Here is a 19,486-nt window from a genome sequence, read left to right on the forward strand (position 1 = left end):
ACCGAACCAGACCCGGCTGGGAGGTGGCTGGGATCCCGCTACCCGCGGCGGGCCGCGCGGCCACCCGGGGGTGGCCGAGCACACGGCTCAGGTGGCCAGCACCAGCGTGACCGCGCTGGCCAGGACGAGGAACGGCCCGAACGGCAGGTGGGCCGACCAGCGGACCCGGCGGAGGACGAGCAGCACCACCCCGGCCACGCCGGAGAGGGTCACCGCGAGGACCAGGCCGGCCACCAGCACCGGCCAGCCGTACCAGCCGAGCAGCGCGCCGGCGCCCAGCGCCAGCTTGGCGTCGCCGAGGCCGAAGCCGCGCCGACCGAGCAGCAGGGTGGTCGCCGCGAAGCCGGCGCCGAGGGCCAGCCCGGCCGCGGTGGCCCGCAGCCACGGCGTCGGACCGGGCCCGGCCAGCGCGGCCACCCCGAGAAGCACCCAGGTGCCGGCCGCGGCGGGCCAGGTCAGGCGGTTGGGCAGGCGGTGGGCGGCGGCGTCCACGAGCGCCATGGGCACCGCCCAGCCGAGCCACCAGGCCAGCGCCAGGCGGGTCGCGGGCGGCCCGCCGGCCAGGACCAGCGCGGTCACGGCGGCCAGCAGCGCCACCTCCACCAGCGCGGGTGGCGCGCCGACCCGTGCCCGGCATCCCGGGCAGCGGGCGGTGGGGCCGAGCGCCGGCAGCGGTCGGTCCAGGTTGATCGGGGTGCCGCAGGTGTCGCAGGCCGCGCGGTCGGGGGCGTCCGGCGGTACGGCGAAGCGGGCCACCGCCAGGCGGACCGGCGGCACGACCGTGAGGACGGCGAGCAGCCGGACGACCGGGCGGGACGGGACGGCCGCCGGGGCGGCGTGGTGCACCCGTTCGGTGGTCACATCCATGCTCCCGTCCGGTCGCCGACCGTTCCACTCTGGAGCACGCAGAGTGATGTCCGGCCGGAAATCGGCGGGCGGACGGCGGGACGAACGGCCTCCGGCGCACCCTCCGCACCACCGGGGCGACCTGCGACGGCGGCGCCTCCCGGGCCGGCCGGAGCGGCAGGACGGATCGGACTCCCGGGTCGGAGCCCACCCATACCGGCGGCCCCCGCGTCGACCTCGGGGGAACCGGCGACGCGTGCGGGTGAGCGCACTCCCGCCGCCGGGAAGGCCGGCGGTCGCCCGCCCGTCACCGTCCGGCCATCCACCGGCCGCCACCACCCGTCTTCACTCACCGTGTTCACGTGAATTGCCTCTGTTGCATCGGCTGACGTCAGCCTATGCTCGCCCCTTGGGTACGACGCAACCCCCCGATCAATAGGCGTCGGAGGCCGACCGAAGACATCAGTTCCCCATTCTTGAAGATCAGCACAGGTAAATGCACGCGGTGGCGGTCGAGGCCCGGCCGGACAGATCCGGGCGCGCTTCCGCATGCCCGGAGCGGGTCGGATCGACCGCACCGGGCCGGCACCGAGGAGGGCTCGGCGTTGCGCACACGGCAATCCCGTCGATGGGAAATCTGCCTGCTCAGCCTCGCGCTGACGGTCGGCGCGGCCGGCTGCGGCAGCGGGCCGGAGGCGACGACCGGTCCGCTGACCGGGCGCGCCGCCGCACCCGTCGCCCATTCCGACGCCGAGGAGAACGCCGCCGCCAAGGCCGCGCTCGCCGCCTATTCCGGCTATCTCGACGCGTCCCGGACGGCGAGCGCGCGCAGCGATCCCGGGCATCCCGCACTGCCCCGTTTTCTGGCCGATCCACTGCTGACCCGGGTCCGGCTGGCAATTCGTGACGCGAAGGAGCACGGCGCGATGCGTACCGGAAAACTGGTTTCCGACCCCACCGTCGTCTCGGTCGACCTGGCCGCCGACCCGCCCACCGTCGAGATCCAGGACTGCCTCGACGCGCGCGACTACCGGCTCGTCACCGTCAAGGACCGCAAGACCGTGCCCGGCACCCGCGGCGGTCGCTACCTGGCCACCGCGACCGCGGCCCGCTACCCCGACGGCCGGTGGCTGGTCAACACCGGCGCCGCGCACCAGGACCAGCCGTGTTGACCTGGGGAGGTGGGGGTGCCCCGGCCCGCCGGACCCGGGCCGGGGCGTCCCGACGGCTGCTGCTGGCCGCCGGCCTGGCGGCGCTGCTGACGTTGACCGGCGCGCCCGCGCGTGCCGCCGACCCGGGCGGCTCCTGCCCGCCCGACCAGACCGACTGCGACGTGTGGGACGACGACCCGGGTGTCCCGGGCGGCGGCGGCGGACCGGGCGGCGGGGGGAACGACGGTGGCGGGGGCGGCAACGGCGGCGGCACCGCGAAGTGCCAGTGGAACGGTCAGGTCGTCAAGTGCTACGACGACCTGCTCGGCTGGTTCAACAACAGCGACGGGTGCTACTACAAGCTGACCGAGCCGCAGCTGCCGGCGCCGGCCGGCCAGCAGTGGTACACCGCCAGTTGCGTCGGGGGCGCCACCGGCCAGCAGGGCAACGTCCTGCTCGCCGCCCCGCCGCCCGGCTTCGGCACGCCGCCCGACCCCGAGGAACTGGCCCGCCGCGCGCTGGCCTCGATCTCGCTGCTGCCGCCCCGGGTCGCTGTCGCACCCCGGCGCAGCAAGGGACCCGGCCTGGTCGGCCTGCCGGTCTGGATGTGGGCCAGCCCCGGCCCGTCGTACTTCGGGCCACTGTCCGCCTCCGCCTCCGACCGGGGGCTGACCGTCGAGATCACCGCGAAGGTGGACCGGATCGTCTGGCACATGTCCGACGACATCGACGTCACGTGCCACGGGCCGGGCACCCCCTACGACGCCGACGGCCCGGACGCCGGCGCGGCCTCGCCCGACTGCGGCCTCCCCCACGGATACCCGACGGCGGCCACCTACCAGGTCAGCGCCACCACCTTCTGGACCGTGGAGTGGTCCGGCGGCGGGGAGAGCGGCGTGATCCCCCAGAGCCGGGTCAGCGGTGTGGTCCCGGTGCAGATCAACGAACTTCAGGTGGTGACCCGATGAGTGTGGTGGCGTCCCGGAACGGGACCCCGGTGGAGGCGCCGGTGGCGCCCCCCAGGGTGGTCCGGCAGCGGCGGATCCGGCCCGGCCTGCTGGGCCTGGCGATCCTGCTGATCGCGGTCGGCGGGCTGGGCGCGGCGTTCGCGGTCACCTCGGTGCGGTCCACCGGCAGCTACCTGGCGGTGGCCCGGCCGGTCGAGGTGGGCCAGCAGGTCACCGCCGACGACCTGGTGCCGGTCCGCGTCTCCGGCGGGCGCGAGCTGCGGCCGGTGCCGGCCGACCGGGTGAAGGACGTGCTGGGCCTGCGGGCCGCGGTCCGGCTCACCCCGGGCACGCTGCTCACCCCGGCCCAGCTCACCGACGCCCCGCTGCTCGGCCCCGGCCAGCAGCAGATCGCGCTCGGGCTGGAGCCCGACCAGGTGCCGGCCCGCAAGCTGCACCCCGGCGACAAGGTGCTGCTGGTCAGCACGCCGGACGCCAGTGCCAACGGCAGCGCGGCGGCGCGCGCCGGCGGCACCCGCTTCGAGGGCACCGTGATCGACACCGCGACGCCGCAGAACGACGACACGGTCGTCTACCTGGCGCTGGCCGTCCGGGACGTACCGGCAGTGGTGGCGCTGGCCGCGGACGACCGGATCGCGCTCGTGCTGACCGAGGCCGCCTGATGGCGATCATCGCCCTGGTCTCGGCGAAGGGCTCGCCGGGCGTCACCACCACCGCGCTGGCCGCGGCGCTGAGCTGGCACCGCCGGCTGGTGCTGGCCGAGTGCGACCCCGCCGGGGGCTCGATCCTCGCCGGCTACCTGGGCGGGGCGCTGGACGGTCCGCGCGGCATCGGCGAGCTGGCCGTCGGCGAACTGCGCGACGGCAGCCTGGAGAGCGCGTTCTGGTCGCAGCTGGTCGACCTGGACGCGCCGCGCCGGGAGCGGCTGCTGCTGCCCGGCGTGGTCGACCCGGCCCAGGCCGGCAGCGTGATCCCGCTCTGGCAGCGGTTCGCCGACTACTTCACCGGCCTGGAGCGGGGCGTGCCGCCCTACGACGTGCTGGTCGACTGCGGCCGGCTGGCGGTCGGCGGTCCACCGTGGCCGCTGCTCCGGGCCGCCGCGGTGGTGCTGCTGGTGACCCGCGCGCACCTGCCCGACCTCTCCGCCACCCGGGCCACCATCCGGGCGATCGAACGCGACCTCGGCGAACACCGCGTCCCCCCGGGCACCCTGCGCCTGCTGGTGGTCGGGGACGGGCACGGCACCAGCGAGATCAGCAAGGCGCTGCGGCTGCCGGTGATCGCCCGGCTGCCGCACGACCCGCGTACCGCCGAGGTGCTCGGCCACGGCGGCACCGTGCGCGGCAACCGGCCGCTGATGCGCGCGGCCGGCGCGTTGGAGGTGCCGATCCGGGCGCTGCTGGACCGGCGCCGGGCCCGGTTGGCCTGGCCCGGCACCACCGCCGCGCGCGCGGTGGCCGAACCGACCGCGCCGGGGGTGCCCGGTGCGGTTTGAGCCGGTCTCCCACGACCCGCGCGGGCAGCAGCCCGGCGTCGTCTCCACGGTCCCGCCGCTGGCCCCGCCGAACGGTCGGCACCAGGTCACCGCGCCCGCGCCGGCCGCGCCGCCGGCGCCGCCGCGCCCCCGGGTCGACTTCGCGGTGGTCCGTGAACTGCGCCGGGAGCTGAGCGAACGGCTCACCCACTGGCAGCGGGGGCGGGAGTTCGACGCCGACGCCGAGGAGGTCGAGCGGGCCCGGCTGGCCGTCGCGGTCGTCTCCGCGTACGCGGACTCGGTCCGCCGGGGCGGCACGCCGATGCCCGCCGACGCGGAACGGCTGCTGCTCGACCAGGTGACCGCCGAGCTGGTCGGCCTGGGCCGGCTCCAGACGCTGCTGGTCGACGACACCATCGAGGAGGTGCACATCCTCGGCTGCGACCAGGTGCGCATCACCCGGCACGGTGGCGGCGTCGACTGGGCCGAGCCGATCGCCGAGACCGACGACGAGCTGGTGGAGATCCTCCAGGCGGCGGCCCGGCGGGCCGGGGCGACCGAACGGTCGCTCTCCACCTCCAAGCCCACCCTCGACCTGCAACTGCCCGACGGCAGCCGGCTGGCCGCCGTGTTCCTGGTCAGCCACCGCCCGTACGCGGTGATCCGCAAGCACAACACGCTCGCGGTGAGCCTGGAGGACATCGCGGGCGGCCGAGCCGACCTGGACGAGATGATCGACCCGCTGCTGCGCGACTTCCTCCGCGCGTCCATGCGGGCCGGGCTGAACATCATGGTCGCCGGGCTGGCCGGGGCCGGGAAGACCACCGTCATCCGCGCGCTCATGGACGAGATCCCGGCCGACGAGCCGTACGTGCTGCTGGAGGAGAGCCGGGAGCTGCTGCCGGCGCGGCGCGGGCACAAGCACCGGGCGGTGATGAGCTTCGAGTCCCGCGAGGGACACGGGGAGCGCGGGGCCGACGGGCGACCCGCCGGTGAGGTCAGCATCGCCGACCTGATCCCGGTCTCGCTGCGGATGGGCGTGCTGCGGATCATCGTCGGCGAGGTGCGGTCCCGGGAGATCGTGCCGATGCTCCAGGCGATGACGACGAGTCGCGGGTCGATGTGCACCATCCACGCGCGTACCCCGGCGGGGGTGAGCGAACGGATCATCGAGCTGGCGCTCTCCCACGGCCGGGAGATGACCGTCGACCAGGCCCGCCGGATGGCCGGCAACGCGCTCGACCTGATCGTCTACGTCACGGTCGACGACGAGACCGCGATCGGTGGGCGCAAGCACCGGTTCGTCTCGCACGTCGAGGAGGTCATCGGCGTGGGCGAGGGCAACCGGATCACCACCACCACGGTCTTCGGCCCGGGACCGGACGGCCGGGCGGTCCCCCGCCACCTGCCCGAACGGATCCGCGACCAGTTGCTGCGGGTGGGCTACGACGCCCGGCTGCTCACCCGGTTCGTCGAGGCCGGGATGGGCGCCTGGCGGCGGCCCCGGCACACCCGCCTCGGGCGGCGGCCGAACGGGGGCCCGGCGTGACCCGGATCGAGCTGATCGCGCTGGTCTCCGGTGCGGCCTGCGTGGCCGGGCTGGTGCTGACCGTGGTCGCGCTGGTCGGCACCCGCCGGCCACCGAGGTCGGCGCCGGGCGGCGCCGGGCCGGGCCTGAGCCGGCTCTGGAACGGCTCCGGGGCGAGCCGCGCCGACCGGCAGCGGCACCAGCTCCTGCTCGGCGTCGCCGTGGTGGCCGGCGCGGCGGCGTTCCTGCTCACCGGGCTGCCGGTGGTCGGCCTGCTGGTGGCGCTCGCGGTGCCCGGCGTGCCGTGGCTGTTCGCGGTCGGCCGGGCCGAGCAGCGGGCCATCGCCCGGGTGGAGGCGGTCGGCGAGTGGACCCGCCGGCTCAAGGACATCTCGGCCACCGGGCAGGGGCTCCAGCAGGCCATCATCGGCACGATCGCGACCGCGCCGGAGGAGATCCAGGAGGAGGTACGCACGCTGGCCGCCCGTCTCCAGGCCGGCTGGCTGGCGCGCTCCGCGCTGCTCGCCTTCGCCGACGAGATCGCCGACCCGGTCGGCGACCAGGTGGTGGCCGCGCTCATCCTGCACCTCACCGACCGGGGCGAACGCCTCGGTGACGTGCTCGGGTCGATCGCCGGCGCCGCGTCGGCCGAGGTGGCCACCCGGCGCGAGGTCGAGGCGAAGCGGACCCAGCCCCGGTTCGCGGTCCGCTTCCTCACCGGCATGACCCTGGCGACGCTCGCGTACGGGCTGGTGAACAGCGACTACATCCGTCCCTACGGGACCGTCACCGGGCAGCTCGTGATGGCGGTGCTCGGTGCGGCCTTCATCGGGCTGCTGGTCTGGGTGCGCTCGATGAGCCAGCCGCCGCGTCCGGCGCGCTTCCTGCCGGCGCCCGACCTGGAGGAGGCGATCGCGTAGTGGTCCTCAACTGGCAGATGACGATCGCGGTGCTCGGCGGGTGTGCGGTCGGGCTCGGGCTGTTCCTGGTGGTCCGCGAGGCGTTGCCGGCCACCCCGGCGCTCGGCCCGGCCCTGCGTCGGCTGCACCAGCCGCCCGGCCAGGCCCCGGCGGCGGGCGCCGGGCCGGACTGGTTGGGCGGCTTCGCCCGCTGGCTGCGGCCGCCGCACCGCCAGCTCGCGCTGCTCGACCGGACCCCCGAGCAGTACGCCCTGTCCGTGCTGCTCTCCGCGCTGGTCGGCTTCGCCACCCCGGCGGTCGCCTCGGCCGTGCTCTTCCTGGGCGGGGTGGCGCTCCCGGTGGCCGTACCGGTGCTGGCCAGCCTGGGCCTGGCGCTGGTCGCCGGCCTGCTCGCGCACCGCTCGGTGCTGGCCCGGGCCGACGCCGCCCGGGACGAGTTCCGTCAGGCGGTCTGCACCTACCTCGACCTGGTGGCGTTGCAGCTCTCCGCCGCGCACGGGCCGGTGCAGTCGCTGGAACGCGCGGCGGCGGTCTGCGACGGCTGGGTGTTCGACCGGATCCGGGAGGCGCTGCGGCTCGCCCAGCTCCAGATGCACTCGCCCTGGGACGAGTTGCAGGAGCTGGCCGACCGGATCGGCATCCCGGAGCTGGGCGACGTGGGCGCGATCATGCGCTCCTCGGGCAGCGAGGGCGCCCAGGTGCACGAGACGTTGCGCTCCCGCGCCGACTCGCTGCGCGACCAGATCCGCACCGACAACCTGACCCGGGCCGAGGGGGTGACCAGCAAGTTGGACATCCCCGGCTCGCTGCTGGTCTTCGTCCTGCTCGGCTTCGCCGTCTACCCGTTCATCGCCCGTCTGTGATCCCACCCCGAGAAGGAGAACACGATGCACCTCTACGCCTACCTGTACGCGACGGTGAGCACCCGCCTCGCCGAGCTGCGCCGGGACTCCGAGCGCGGCGACAGCCCGGTGCCGACCGCCGTGATCATCTTCGGGCTGGTCGCGGTGGCCATGGCGGTCACCGGGCTCGCCCTGGCCAAGGCGAACAACTGGATGAACGCCATCCCGAACAACACGGCGCCGAAGGCACCGTGATGCCCCGCCCCGCCCGTACGGTCCGGAGCCGGCCGGCACCCGCCGGCCGGCCCGCCGGCCCGCGCGGTCCGGGGCGGATCGCCGCCGCCCTGCGCGCCCGCCTCGACGCGGGCGGGCGTGAGCGGGGCGCCAACCCGGTCGAGCTGGCGGTGATGATGCCGGTGATCCTGGTGCTGCTCTTCGGCTCGATCCAGGTCGCCGTCTGGTTCGTCGCCCGGTCCACCGCGCTCAACGCGGCGCAGACCGGGGTCAACGCCCAGCGCACGTTCGACGCCGCCCCGGACGCCGGCCGGGAGCGGGCCACCAACTTCCTGCGCCGCTCCGGGGACTGGCTGGTCGGCTGGGAGAGGACCGGACCGACCTGCGCGGAGATCGGCGACGGCGTCACCTGCACGGTGCGGGGCCGCTCCCTGTCGGTCATCCCGGGGGTCTCGTTCGAGGTCACACAGACCGCGCACGGCCCCGCCGAACGCTGGACCGCGGGGTGAGGCCGGTGCCACGGGACCGGGGATCCGTCTCGATCGAGGTGGCGGTGCTGGCCCCCGCCTTCATCGGGCTGATGGTGCTCGCCGGGGTCGCCGGGCGGACGGCCGTCGCCGACGAGGCGGTGGAGTCCGCCGCGCACGACGCCGCCCGGGCCGCCTCGCTGGCCCGCACCTCGGACGACGGCGAGGAGGCCGCCGAGAACGCGGCCCGCACCCAGCTCGACTGGTCCGGCCTGCGCTGCACGGCGCCGCCCCGGCTCGACCTGGCCGGTTCGGTGGCCGGGAAGCCGACCAGCTTCGCCGCCGCGTACCGTAGCGCGCCCGGCGTGCCGGCGACCGTCACGGTGACGGTGACCTGCACCGTGTCCTTCGACGACCTGAGCGCACCGGGGCTGCCCGGGGTGCCGGGCGGCAAGACCGTCGCGGCGAGCTTCACCTCGCCGCTGGACACCTACCGGAGCCGCGGATGACCGGGCGACGCGGGGCGGAGAGCGGCCGGGTGAGTCTCTTCCTGGCCGTGGCGATGACCGGCGTGCTCGCCGTCATCGGTCTCGCCTACGACGGCGCCGGGCAGCTGCGCACCCTGCAACGGGCGGACAACCTGGCCGCCGAGGCGGCCCGCAGCGGCGGCCAGATGATCGACCGCGCGGGCGCCATCGAGGGCGGTCCGACCCGGATCGACCAGGTGGCCGCCCGCGGGGCCGTCGCCGACTACCTCGCCGCCGCCGGCGGGGTGGGCGGTCACGAGGTCGACTTCCCCGTGGTCGGCGCCGAGACCCAGATCCGGGTACGCGTGCGGATCACCTACCGCCGGGACCTGCTCGGTCTCTTCGGCGCGCCGCAGACCGCCACCGTCACCGGTGAGGCCACCGCTCGGGCGCTCACCGCGCCACCACCGTAGGAAGGAAGGCCACTATGGGTGCACCCCGACGCTCCGCCGTCCACCGCACCGGCCAGGTCCTCACCGGCCTCGGCGCCCTCGTCGTGCTCGTCGGGGTGCTGGCCGGCGGGCCGGTCGCGCTGCTGGCCTTCGCCGGCAACCCGCTCCCCGACCATCTGCCCACCCTGGCCGAGGTGGGTACGGCGTTGACCAGCCGCGACGACGGGCAGCTGTTCCTGCGGGCGCTGGCCGTGGTGGGCTGGTTCGGCTGGGCCACGTTCGCGTTCTCCGTCCTGGTGGAGCTGTCCGCGTCGGCGTTGCGCCGGCCCGCGCCGAAGCTGCCCGGCATGCACCGCCAGCAGCGGGCCGCCGCCGCGCTGGTGGGCTCGGTGGCGCTGATCCTGGCCGCGAGCCCGGCCGCGGCGAGCGCCGCCGCGCTGTCCGCACCGCAGGCCGTGGCCGCCGCCCCGGCCGCCACCGTGACGCAGGCCGCAGCACCGGCGCGGACCGCCTCGGTGACCACCGACCCGGCGGTGTACCGGGTGGCGAAGGGCGACTACCTGGGCGAGGTGGCCGACCGCTACCTCGACGACTTCGACCGCTACCGGGAGCTGGCCCGGCTGAACCGGCTCGCCGACCCGGACCGGATCCGTCCCGGCCAGCTCATCCGGCTGCCCGAGGGCGCGGTGGACTCCGGCGCCCAGCGGCACGCGAACGGCCGCCTGGTGGTGACGTCGGCGCAGCCGGCGCCCGCGAAGCCGGGTGGGGGTGGCGCGTCGTCGACGGCGTCGAAGCCGAAGCCCGCGCCGCAAACCACGACCCGGGACACCACGCCGACCGTGGCGGCACCGGACGGGCAGCCGCCGGCCATGTCGGCGGGGGCGTCCCGGGCGACGGCCGAGGAGGGCATCAACCGACCGCTGGCCATCTCGGCGGTGCTGGCGGTGGCGAGCATCGTGGGCGCGCAGATCGGCGCGGTCCTCGGCCTGCGCCGGCGGCCGGTCCCCGCCCGTGCGCTCGGCAGCGGTCGGCACCGCCGGGACTGACCCGGGTCAGGGCAGCCGGGCCTCGACCCGGCCGGAGACCACGCGGGTGGGGAGCACGACCTGGTCGTTGGCGGCCGGGCCGTGCACCACCTCGCCGCCGTTGAGCCGGAACGCGCTGCCGTGCCACGGGCAGACCACGCAGGCGTGGCCGTCGATCTGCTGCACCTCGCCCTCACCGAGCGGGCCGCTCTGGTGCGGGCAGCGCTCCAGCATCACGGTGACGTCGTCGCCGTGCCGGTAGAGGATCACCGAGACGTCGTCGATCTCCCGGGTGACCAGCTCCCGCTGCGGCAGGCTGCCCAGGTCGCCCACGGCGTGCCAGCCGTCGCTGATCAGGTGCATCTCGGAGACGCTCTGGCTGACCTGGGCGCCCTGCTTGTAGGCCAGGTGCCCGCCCAGGTACGCCCCGCCGCTCGCCGCGGACAGGCCCAGGTAGGCCAGCGCCCGGCCGAGGCCGTGCCGCCCGTTCAGCCGGGCCGCGAGCGAGCCGGCGTAGAGGGTCAGGCCGACGATGTTCGCCCCCGCGTGCACCAGCCCGATCCGGCGTTGGTCCCGGGAGAGGGAGGCCCAGTCGTTCCATCCGGCGACCGCGGCGGGCAGGGCGCTGACCGTGCCGAGCCCGACCAGGGCGGTGGCGGCCCGACGCTGGCCGGGCAGCAGGTCCACCACGGCGGCGGAGATCCACGCGCCGACCGGGACCTGCACCATCGCCGGGTGCAGCGGGTGCCCCAGCCAGACGCCGTGCAGCGCGTCCCGGACCCGTTGCGAGCGCAGCGTCCCCTGGACGGCGCGTTGCAGGCGGTCACCCACCCGGTCGAGTCCGGAGGCCTGTTCGAGCTTCGTCATCAGTTCGCGCACGTGTTCCGACTTCCCGGCCGGAGGGCCCCCAAACCGGACGGCCGGGAAATCCCTCGCAGGTGGGCCGGGGCGTACCGTCGGAGGCATGGCACGCCGTCGCATCCCCCGCTGGCTCGCCCGCGCCCCCATTCCGCTCTACCGCCACGGCCTCGGCCGGCTGCTCGGCCGCCGGCTGATGATGCTGGAGCACCGGGGCCGCCGCTCCGGACTGCCCCGCCACGTGGTGCTGGAAGTGGTCGACCGGGAGCCGGGCGCGCTCTTCCTCGCCTCCGGCTACGGCCGGGGGTCGCAGTGGTTCCGCAACGTCTCCGCAGACCCGGCGGTGCGGGTGTGGAACGGCCCGGACCGGGGTGTGCCGGCGCGGGCGACCGTGCTGGCCGGCGAGGAGGTGCGGCAGCGGCTCGCGCGCTACCGGCGGCGGCACCGGCGGGCCGCCGCCGCGTTGGGCCGTGCCCTGGGCATCCCGGAGCTGACCGGCGACGGCCCGCTGCCGACCGACGTGGACGCCCGCCTCCCCCTGGTCCGCCTCGACTTCGCCGAACGCTGAACCGCCACCGTCACAGCCGCCGCCAGATATACTCCAGGCGCTTGCCGTATATAGGAGGCGTGGATGACCAAGATCCTGGTGGATGTCGACGATGAGGCACTGGCGGACGCCGCCGAGGCGTTCGGCACCAAGACCAAGAAGGAGACGGTAAACGTCGCCCTTCGCGAGGGTGCCGCCCGCCTACGCCGCGCCCGGGCCTTAGCCGAGCTGTCCGAACGCGGCCGGGCCGGTGACTTCGACGAGTTGCTCGACAAGGGCAGTTACCGCTCGTGAAGCTCGCCGACTATCTGATCGACACCAGCGCTCTCGTCCGGCTGCTCCGCGACCCCGACGTGGCAAAGCGCTGGGAGGAGACGGTGACCGCCGGCCTGGTCGCCGTGTGTCCGCTGGTCGAGCTGGAGTTCCTCTACACCGCCCGTTCCGTCGCGGACCGGGCCCAGCTGGAACAGCAGCTCCGAACCGTATTCGGGTGGGTGGCGATGCCCGACCGGATCTACGGACGCGCCGCCGAGACACAGCTGGAGCTGACCGGCCGGGGGACACACCGCTCAGCCGGTGCCGTCGACCTCCTCGTCGCCGCCACCGCCGAATACCACGGGCTCTCGCTGTTGCACTACGACCGGGACTTCGACCAGGTGGGCGCCGTGACCGGCCAACCGATGCGGTGGCTGGCCGCACCCGGCACGATCAAGTAGCCGGCCCGGGTCCGCTGGCCCCCGGGCAACGTCGGGGGCATGCTGACCCCATGGGTGTACGCGTCGAGCACGCCGACGGCGTGACCACGGTGATCCTGGACCGGCCGGAGGCCCGTAACGCCGTGGACGGGCCGACCGCCCGGGCCCTGGCCGACGCGTTCCGCGCCTTCGACGCCGATCCGGACGCGTCGGTGGCCGTGCTCTGGGGCGCGGGCGGCACGTTCTGCTCCGGCGCCGACCTCAAGGCGATCGGCACCCCGCGCGGCAACCGGGTCGAGGCCGAGGGCGACGGGCCGATGGGCCCGACCCGGATGCGGCTGTCCAAGCCGGTGATCGCCGCGATCTCCGGGTACGCGGTGGCCGGCGGCCTGGAGCTGGCGCTCTGGTGCGACCTGCGGGTCGCCGAGTCGGACGCGACGCTGGGCGTGTTCTGCCGGCGGTGGGGCGTACCGCTGATCGACGGCGGGACGGTGCGGCTGCCCCGGCTGATCGGGGAGAGCCGCGCGATGGACCTGATCCTCACCGGCCGCCCGGTGCCCGCCGACGAGGCGTACGCGATGGGGTTGGTGAACCGGCTGGTCGCGCCCGGTGCGGCGCGGGCGGAGGCCGAGCGGCTGGCGGCCGGGATCGCCCGGCATCCGCAGACCTGCCTGCGCAACGACCGGGCGGCGCTGCTCGCCGGCGCCGCCCGGCCCGAGCCGGAGGCGCTCGCCACCGAGTTGGCCTACGGCATGGAGTCGCTGGCGGTGGACGGGGTGCAGGGCGCCGGCCGGTTCGCCGCCGGGGCCGGCCGGCACGGCGCGCCGGCCGGCTGAGGCGTCACTTCAGGTTGCGCAGCGCGTCCTCGACGGCCCGGTGGAACGTCGGGTACGCGTAGATCATGTGCCGGAGCTGGCTGATCGGCACCGCCGCGTGCACGGCCACCACCAGCGCGGAGAGCACCTCGCCGCCGGTCGGGCCGGCCGAGGTGGCGCCCACCAGCACGCCCTGGTCGGCGTCGGCGACCAGTTTGATGAAGCCGGCGTTGCCGGTCTTGTGGATCCAGCCGCGGGCCGACGAGGTCAGGTCGGTGTAGCCGACCTGGACGTTGACGCCGCGCTCGCGGGCCTGCTGCTCGGTGAGGCCGACCGCGCCCACCTCCGGGTCGGTGAAGGTGACCCGGGGCAGCGCCCGGTAGTCGGCGACCGGGACGCTGCCCGGCGCGACCGTCGAGCCGCCCGCGCTCATCGCGCCGCCGACCGCGCTGACCACCCCGGCCGCGCCGCCGACCACGCTGGCGGTGCCGCTGGCGTCCGGGCCGCCCTTGGCGCGCCGCATGTGGTCGAGCACGTCCGCCACCACGATGCCGGCCTGGTACATGGCGATGTGGGTGAACGCGCCCTCGCCGGTGAGGTCGCCGACCGCCCAGATTCCCTCGGTGACGTGCATCCGGTCGTCGACCGGCAGGTAGCGCTGCCCGGCGTCGACGCCGACCGTGTCCAGGCCCAGCTCCTCCAGGTGGGCCTTGCGGCCGGTCACCACGAGCAGCTTCTCGCCGGTGAACGTGGCGTCGTCGGCGTGCACGGTGAACGCGCTGCCGTCGTGGCTGACCCGGCCCGCCTTGACCCCGGTGTGGATCTCCACTCCGTCGGCGCGCAGCGCCTCGGCGGCGAGCGCGGACGCCTCCGGCTCCTCGACGGCGAGCACCCGGTCGGCCGCCTCGACGACCGTCACCCGGACGCCGAACCGGGCGAACACCTGGGCCAGTTCCAGCCCGATCGCGCCACCGCCGAGCACCAGCAGCGACGCGGGCAGTTCCTCCACCTCGATGGCCTGGTGGTTGGTCCAGTAGGGGGTGTCGGCGAGCCCGTCGATCGGCGGGACCGACGGGCGGGTGCCGGTGCCGAGGACCACGCCGTACCGCGCCTGGAACACCTGGTCGCCGACGCGGATCCGGTTCGGGCCGTCGAGCCGGCCGCTGCCCCGGAGGAACCGGCCGCCCTTGCCGGTGAACCGGTCCACCGCCGCCGTGTCGTCCCAGGTGTCGGTGGCCTCCTCGCGGATCCGCTTCGCCACCGGCGCCCAGTCGGGTCGCACCTGGGCGGAGCCGGCCAGCTCGTTCACCCGGTGCGCCTCGGCCAGCGCGTTGGCCGCCCGGATCATCATCTTGCTCGGCACGCACCCCCAGTAGGGGCACTCGCCGCCGACCAGGTCCCGTTCGACGCCGACCACGGTGAGGCCGGCCTCGGCGAGCCGCCCGGCCACCTCCTCGCCGCCGACCCCGAGCCCGACCACGACCACGTCCACCAGTTCCGGCTCCGCCATTCCGCCAGCATTCCGCACCGCCGCGCCGCCGGCCACCGGACCCGGCCGGAATTCCCGTGCCGGTCACGATCGGGACGGCCTACCGTGGCCGGATGCACGCGCGCTTCGCCCCGGTCCGGGACTGCTTCCACGACCTCTTCGCCGCCGGCCGGGAGACCGGTGCCGCGCTGACCGTGTGGCACGACGGCGTACCGGTGATCGAGCTGGTGGGCGGCACCTCGGCGGCGGTCCCGCCGGGCGTGGTGGTGCCGGCCGTCGGCGCGGACCGGCCGTGGCGGCCGGACACGCTCGTCGACGTCTACTCGGTGGGCAAGCCGGTGGTGGCGCTCTGCCTGCTGCTGCTGGTCGACCGGGGGCGGGTGGATCTGGACGCGCCGGTGGCCGCGTACTGGCCGGGGTTCCGCGCCCCGGCGACCGTGCGGCAGGTGCTCGCCCACACCGCCGGGCTGCCCGACTTCCCGGTGCCCCGGCCCGCCGCCGCGATCACCGACTGGGACCTGCTCTGCGCCGACCTGGCCGCCGCCGAACCCGAGTGGACGCCGGGCTCCGTCGCGGGCGAGCACGCCTGGACGTACGGGCACCTGGTGGGCGAGGTGGTCCGCCGGGTCGACGGGCGGGCGGTGGGCCGTTTCCTGGCCGAGGAGATCGCCGGTCCGTGGCGGCTGGACCTGGCTTTCGGCCTGGGACCGGCGGACCGGCGGCGCTGCGCCGACCTGTCCTACGGCGACCCCGGCTGGCCGGACCTGGTCCGCGGCGAGCCGGGTTCGCTGCGCGCCCGCGCGCTGGACAACCCGCCGGGCGGGCGGGACGTCGCCGTGGTGAACGGCGACCGCTGGCGGGCCGCCGAGATCCCGGCGGTGAACCTGCACGCCACCGCGTCCGCGCTGGCCCGGCTCTACGCCGGGCTGCTGGCCGGCGGCACCCTCGACGGGGTACGCCTGTTCAGCCCGGATCTGGTCGCCGAGGCGACCCGGGTGCAGTACGCCGGCCCGGACCTGGTGCTGGACCGGACGGCGCACTGGACGCTCGGCATGCAGTGGGAGCCGGACGGCAGCTGGGGCATGGGTGGGATCGGCGGCAGCAGCGCCTGGGCGGACCCGGAGCGGGGTTACACCTTCGCGTACGTGACGGCGCGGCTGGCCGACCACGACCGGGTGGACGAGCTGGTCGAGGCGTTGCACTCCTGCCTCTGACCCGTCGCCCGCGTCAGCGCAACCAGACCGGGTCGGCGCCGGGCACCTCCAGCGGCGGCGGATAGTCGAGCGCCCGGCGCGTCTCGTCGGGCAGCCGCCACGGCTGGTGCACCGCCTTGCCCGGCACCGACTCCAGCTCCGGGACCCAGCGCCGCACGTACGCGCCGTCGGGGTCGTAGCGTTCGGCCTGCCGCACCGGGTTGAAGCCGCGGTACGGCCGGGTGTCGTTGCCGGTGCCGGCCACCCACTGCCAGTTGCCCGAGTTGTTGACCCGGTCGCCGTCGAGCAGCCAGCGGAAGAAGACCTCCAGGCCGGGCCGCCAGTCCAGCCCGAGGTGCTTGGTCAGGTAGCCGGCGGTGATGAGCCGGGCCCGGTTGTGCATCCAGCCCTCGGCGCGCAGTTGCCGCATGCCGGCGTCGACGATCGGCATGCCGGTCCGCCCCTCGGTCCAGGCCTCCAGCGCGTGCGGGTCGTCGCGCCAGTCCTCCCGGGCGCCCCGCCGGTAGGCGGTGGTGGACAGGTCGGGGAAGCCGGCGACGACCTGGTGGTAGAAGTCGCGCCAGCAGAGCTGCCGGACGAACGGCCCGTCGCGGTCGCCGGCCCGGTTGGCCACCGCCAGCGGCGAGACGCAACCCCACCGGAGGTACGGGCTGAGCCGGGAGGTGTCGTCACCGGCCATGTCGTCGTGGATGTCGTCGTACCGGTCGAGGGTGGGCAGCCACGTCGTGAGGCGGCGCCGGGCGACGCTCTCCCCGCCCTCGGCGGCGTCCGGGCTGTCGCCCTTCGGTGGGTCGGGCAGCCGGCCCGGGTCGACGCCCTCGGGCAGCCGGATCCGCTTCGGCGCGGCCAGCTCCTCCCGGAGCCGCACACCCTGCCAGGCCCGGAAGTAGGGGCTGAACACCCGGTAGTGGTCGCCGCCGGCGGGCCGCAGCGCGCCCGGCTCGACGATGGTCAGGCCGGGGAAGAGCCGCAGGAACATCCGGTGTCGGTCGCACTCGGCGCGCAGGCGGCGTTCCCGGCGGTGGGCGTGGCAGCTGACGTCGGCGGAGAGCCCGATCCCCTCGGCACCCACCTTGCGGGCCAGCTTCACGGTCTCGGCCACCGGGTCGCCGCGCCGGACCACCAGGTCGCCGCCGCGCTTGCGGAGCGCCTCGCGCAGGTCGGCGAGGCTCTGGTGGAGGAACCGGGTCCGGTTCGGGGAGAGCTTCTGCAGCGCCGGGTCGAGCACGTAGAGCGGCACCACCCGGTCGAACGCCGAGACGGCGGCGGCCAGCGCCGGGTGGTCGTGCACCCGCAGGTCGCGGGTGAACAGCACGACCGCCGTACGCTCGGTCATCCGGCCAGGGCCGGCTGGAGCGCCGGGCCGGGCACCCGCACCGGCGTGCCGGCCGGGGTGAGCAGCGCCCGGGCGGCCACCGACATCCGCCGGCGCTGCGGCACCAGGGCCCGCCGGACGAAGACGTCGAAACCCTGTCCGGCCACCTCGTCGAGGATCCCGCCGTAGAGCGCGTACGCCGTGCGCATGCACGCCTGCGAAGCGGGGTTGAGCAGCGGGATGCCGGGCGCGGCGGCGAGGTAGTGCGCCTGGGCGCGGGTCACCTCGTACTCGATCAGTTCGCGGATCCGGGGCGTGGTGCGTCCGGCGGCCTTGGCGGCGAGCAGGTCGTCGCGGGTGACGTCGAACTTGGCCAGGTCCTCGTCGGGCAGGTAGGTCCGACCCCGGTCGAGGTCCTCGGCGACGTCCCTGATGAAGTTGGTGAGCTGGAACGCGAAGCCGAGCTGGCGGGCGGGCTCGCGGGCGGCGGCCGGGTCGGAGCTGCCCAGGATCGGCAACATCATGGTGCCGATGACGGCGGCCGAGCCCTCCATGTAGTCGAGCAGGTCGTCGTAGGTCGGGTACGACATGACCGTCAGGTCCATCGCCATGCTGCGCAGAAACGACGCGAAGTCGTCGCGGTCCAGGTCGAAGACGGCGATGGTGTGCAGCACCGCCGGCAGCAGTGGGTCGTTGACCGACGCACCGTGCAGGCCGGCGACGAACCGGTCCGACCACTCGCGCAGCCGGGCGGCCCGCTCGGCCGGCGGCAGGTCCTCGGTGCGGTCGACGATCTCGTCCGCGTAGCGGGTGAATCCGTACAACGCGTGCACATGCCGTCGTTTCCAAGCGGGGAGCAGCCGGGTGGCGAGATAGTAGGTACGGCCGTGACGCCGGTGCAGCTCGCGGCAACGGTCATAGGCAGCGGTGAGATCGGTGTCCACCGGCCCTCCTCGGTTTTCGACGCAGCAATCGACGCAACTCGTAACCCTAGGGTACGCTCCCCCACATGGCCAACGACGCAGTTGCGGGTAATGCGCTCCGCGTCGCGCCGGCACAGCCGGAAGCGACGGACGATCCGGTCCGCGGCGTACTGGCCGCGTTCACGAAAGACCTGGTCAAGGGGGTTGACGACACCCTGGCGGGGTTCCTGGCCACCGAGGTCGACTCACTCACCGAGATCGACGCAGCGATGGGTGGCTTCGCCGCGACGGCACGCGACGCCGTGCTGGCCGGCGGCAAGCGGGTCCGCCCGACGTTCGCGTACTGGGGCTGGCGCGGGGTGATCGGCGGCGAGGCGGCGGTGCAGGACGTGCTGCCCGCCCTGTCCGCGCTGGAACTGCTGCACACGTTCGCGCTGGTGCACGACGACGTGATGGACGCCTCCGACACCCGGCGCGGCCTGCCCACCGCGCACCGGGCCGCCGCCGCGCGACACCGGGCCGCCGGGCACGCCGGCGACCCCGACCGCTACGGCGAGGCGGTCGCCGTGCTCATCGGTGACCTCTGCATGGTCTGGGCCGACCGGTTGATGGCGCACGCCGCCGTGCCGGCGGACCGGCTGCTCGACGTGCGTCGCTGCTACGACCAGATGCGGGTGGAGACGGTCGCCGGGCAGTTCCTCGACATACTGGGCGAGCACGACGCGGCCAACTGGTCGGTCGACCGGGCGCTGCGGGTGGCCCGCTACAAGACCGCCAGCTACACCGTCCAGCGTCCGCTGCTCTTCGGCGCCTGCCTGGCCGGCGCCGACGCGGACGGTCCGCTGATCGCCGCGTACACCCGCTACGGGCTGGCCGTCGGCGAGGCGTTCCAGCTCCGCGACGACCTGCTCGGCGTCTACGGCGACCCGGAGACCACCGGCAAGCCGGCCGGGGACGACCTGCGTACCGGCAAGCCGACCGCGCTGCTGATGCTGGCCCGGCAGCTCGCCGACCCGACCCAGCGCCGGGCCCTGGACCGGGCCGGCACGGTCACCGGCGACCGCGAGGTGGCCCGGCTGGCCGACCTGGTCCGGGACACCGGGGCCGCCACCCGGGTGGAACGGATGATCTCCGAGCGGGTCGCCGAGGCGTTGGCCGCGCTCGACACCGCACCGATCGACGAGACGGCGCGCACCGCGCTGACCGGCCTCGCCACCGCCGCCACCGCGCGGCGGTCCTGATGAGCACCTTCGTGA

The 19,486-nt window shown here is 75.3% G+C and carries 23 protein-coding genes; 18 read left to right on the plus strand and 5 right to left on the minus strand.

Going from position 1 to position 19,486, the window contains the following annotated elements; all coding sequences use genetic code 11:
* Nucleotides 1-87 precede the first annotated feature (87 nt).
* Nucleotides 88-861 (minus strand): prepilin peptidase, encoded by a 774-nt coding sequence (locus CO540_RS18500; protein ID WP_371682309.1) that lies wholly within the window; start codon nt 859-861, stop codon nt 88-90.
* Between the two features lie 590 nt (nt 862-1,451).
* Between CO540_RS18500 and CO540_RS18505 the strand changes: the two genes are divergently transcribed.
* The 12 genes from CO540_RS18505 to CO540_RS18560 are packed head-to-tail and all read left to right on the plus strand — an operon-like array spanning nt 1,452 to nt 10,395.
* A complete protein-coding gene (locus CO540_RS18505; RefSeq protein ID WP_091576700.1) occupies nt 1,452-2,018 on the plus strand; it encodes a hypothetical protein in 567 nt (188 codons plus the stop codon).
* Nucleotides 2,012-2,965 carry a hypothetical protein gene (locus CO540_RS18510; RefSeq protein WP_099163024.1) on the plus strand — a complete coding sequence of 318 codons (954 nt, stop codon included), beginning with the start codon at nt 2,012-2,014 and terminating at the stop codon, nt 2,963-2,965. Before CO540_RS18505 ends, CO540_RS18510 begins: the two co-directional genes overlap by 7 nt.
* The gene (locus tag CO540_RS18515; protein ID WP_099163025.1) at nt 2,962-3,627 is read left to right on the plus strand and encodes an SAF domain-containing protein; all 666 of its coding nucleotides are present in this window, start codon (nt 2,962-2,964) and stop codon (nt 3,625-3,627) included. Before CO540_RS18510 ends, CO540_RS18515 begins: the two co-directional genes overlap by 4 nt.
* Nucleotides 3,627-4,460: a ParA family protein gene (locus CO540_RS18520; RefSeq protein ID WP_099163026.1), complete on the plus strand. Its 834-nt coding sequence runs from the start codon at nt 3,627-3,629 to the stop codon at nt 4,458-4,460. The genes CO540_RS18515 and CO540_RS18520 overlap by 1 nt, the downstream gene beginning before the upstream one ends.
* Entirely contained in the window at nt 4,450-5,988 is a 1,539-nt protein-coding gene (locus CO540_RS18525; RefSeq protein ID WP_099163027.1) for a CpaF family protein, read from the plus strand. The genes CO540_RS18520 and CO540_RS18525 overlap by 11 nt, the downstream gene beginning before the upstream one ends.
* Nucleotides 5,931-6,887 (plus strand): type II secretion system F family protein, encoded by a 957-nt coding sequence (locus CO540_RS18530; RefSeq protein WP_371682310.1) that lies wholly within the window; start codon nt 5,931-5,933, stop codon nt 6,885-6,887. Before CO540_RS18525 ends, CO540_RS18530 begins: the two co-directional genes overlap by 58 nt.
* A 17-nt stretch (nt 6,888-6,904) precedes the next feature.
* Nucleotides 6,905-7,750, plus strand: a complete 846-nt coding sequence (locus CO540_RS18535; RefSeq protein WP_099164834.1) for a type II secretion system F family protein — start codon at nt 6,905-6,907, stop codon at nt 7,748-7,750.
* 24 nt (nt 7,751-7,774) lie between these two features.
* The gene (locus CO540_RS18540; protein ID WP_091565586.1) at nt 7,775-7,984 is read left to right on the plus strand and encodes a hypothetical protein; all 210 of its coding nucleotides are present in this window, start codon (nt 7,775-7,777) and stop codon (nt 7,982-7,984) included.
* The gene (locus tag CO540_RS18545; RefSeq protein ID WP_099163029.1) at nt 7,984-8,472 is read left to right on the plus strand and encodes a TadE family protein; all 489 of its coding nucleotides are present in this window, start codon (nt 7,984-7,986) and stop codon (nt 8,470-8,472) included. The genes CO540_RS18540 and CO540_RS18545 overlap by 1 nt, the downstream gene beginning before the upstream one ends.
* The gene (locus tag CO540_RS18550) at nt 8,469-8,939 is read left to right on the plus strand and encodes a TadE/TadG family type IV pilus assembly protein (RefSeq protein WP_371682232.1); all 471 of its coding nucleotides are present in this window, start codon (nt 8,469-8,471) and stop codon (nt 8,937-8,939) included. Before CO540_RS18545 ends, CO540_RS18550 begins: the two co-directional genes overlap by 4 nt.
* On the plus strand, nt 8,936-9,370 hold the full coding sequence (locus CO540_RS18555) for a pilus assembly protein TadG-related protein (protein ID WP_091565594.1): 435 nt from the start codon (nt 8,936-8,938) through the stop codon (nt 9,368-9,370). The genes CO540_RS18550 and CO540_RS18555 overlap by 4 nt, the downstream gene beginning before the upstream one ends.
* A 14-nt stretch (nt 9,371-9,384) precedes the next feature.
* Nucleotides 9,385-10,395, plus strand: a complete 1,011-nt coding sequence (locus CO540_RS18560) for a LysM peptidoglycan-binding domain-containing protein (protein WP_099163031.1) — start codon at nt 9,385-9,387, stop codon at nt 10,393-10,395.
* 6 nt (nt 10,396-10,401) lie between these two features.
* Here the strand turns inward: CO540_RS18560 and CO540_RS18565 are convergent, their stop codons facing one another.
* On the minus strand, nt 10,402-11,253 hold the full coding sequence (locus CO540_RS18565; RefSeq protein WP_099163032.1) for a Rieske 2Fe-2S domain-containing protein: 852 nt from the start codon (nt 11,251-11,253) through the stop codon (nt 10,402-10,404).
* Between the two features lie 85 nt (nt 11,254-11,338).
* Here CO540_RS18565 and CO540_RS18570 point away from each other — a divergent pair, with 85 nt between their 5' ends.
* The 4 genes from CO540_RS18570 to CO540_RS18585 all read left to right on the plus strand — a co-directional run bounded on the left by CO540_RS18570 (nt 11,339) and on the right by CO540_RS18585 (nt 13,310).
* Nucleotides 11,339-11,800 (plus strand): nitroreductase family deazaflavin-dependent oxidoreductase, encoded by a 462-nt coding sequence (locus tag CO540_RS18570; protein ID WP_099163033.1) that lies wholly within the window; start codon nt 11,339-11,341, stop codon nt 11,798-11,800.
* 63 nt (nt 11,801-11,863) lie between these two features.
* Nucleotides 11,864-12,073, plus strand: coding sequence for a type II toxin-antitoxin system VapB family antitoxin (locus tag CO540_RS18575; RefSeq protein WP_099163034.1), 210 nt, complete (start codon nt 11,864-11,866; stop codon nt 12,071-12,073).
* On the plus strand, nt 12,070-12,495 hold the full coding sequence (locus tag CO540_RS18580; protein WP_099163035.1) for a PIN domain nuclease: 426 nt from the start codon (nt 12,070-12,072) through the stop codon (nt 12,493-12,495). The genes CO540_RS18575 and CO540_RS18580 overlap by 4 nt, the downstream gene beginning before the upstream one ends.
* Nucleotides 12,496-12,545: 50 nt before the next feature.
* Entirely contained in the window at nt 12,546-13,310 is a 765-nt protein-coding gene (locus CO540_RS18585) for a crotonase/enoyl-CoA hydratase family protein (protein ID WP_099163036.1), read from the plus strand.
* 4 nt (nt 13,311-13,314) lie between these two features.
* Here CO540_RS18585 and CO540_RS18590 read toward each other — a convergent pair whose 3' ends face one another.
* Nucleotides 13,315-14,799 carry an NAD(P)/FAD-dependent oxidoreductase gene (locus tag CO540_RS18590; protein ID WP_099163037.1) on the minus strand — a complete coding sequence of 495 codons (1,485 nt, stop codon included), beginning with the start codon at nt 14,797-14,799 and terminating at the stop codon, nt 13,315-13,317.
* Nucleotides 14,800-14,891: 92 nt separating this feature from the next.
* Here CO540_RS18590 and CO540_RS18595 point away from each other — a divergent pair, with 92 nt between their 5' ends.
* On the plus strand, nt 14,892-15,992 hold the full coding sequence (locus tag CO540_RS18595; protein ID WP_099164835.1) for a serine hydrolase: 1,101 nt from the start codon (nt 14,892-14,894) through the stop codon (nt 15,990-15,992).
* Between the two features lie 13 nt (nt 15,993-16,005).
* Here CO540_RS18595 and CO540_RS18600 read toward each other — a convergent pair whose 3' ends face one another.
* Both CO540_RS18600 and CO540_RS18605 read right to left on the minus strand, forming a co-directional pair.
* Nucleotides 16,006-17,328: a deoxyribodipyrimidine photo-lyase gene (locus tag CO540_RS18600; RefSeq protein ID WP_099163038.1), complete on the minus strand. Its 1,323-nt coding sequence runs from the start codon at nt 17,326-17,328 to the stop codon at nt 16,006-16,008.
* On the minus strand, nt 17,325-18,251 hold the full coding sequence (locus tag CO540_RS18605) for a phytoene/squalene synthase family protein (protein ID WP_099163039.1): 927 nt from the start codon (nt 18,249-18,251) through the stop codon (nt 17,325-17,327). The genes CO540_RS18600 and CO540_RS18605 overlap by 4 nt, the downstream gene beginning before the upstream one ends.
* Nucleotides 18,252-18,316: 65 nt before the next feature.
* On the opposite strand from CO540_RS18605, the gene CO540_RS18610 reads away from it, so the two are divergent.
* On the plus strand, nt 18,317-19,471 hold the full coding sequence (locus tag CO540_RS18610) for a polyprenyl synthetase family protein (RefSeq protein ID WP_099163040.1): 1,155 nt from the start codon (nt 18,317-18,319) through the stop codon (nt 19,469-19,471).
* Nucleotides 19,472-19,486 lie beyond the last annotated feature (15 nt).

The organism is Micromonospora sp. WMMA2032 (genome assembly GCF_002688545.1).
In the GTDB taxonomy this organism is placed as follows: Bacteria; Actinomycetota; Actinomycetes; order Mycobacteriales; family Micromonosporaceae; genus Micromonospora; species Micromonospora sediminicola.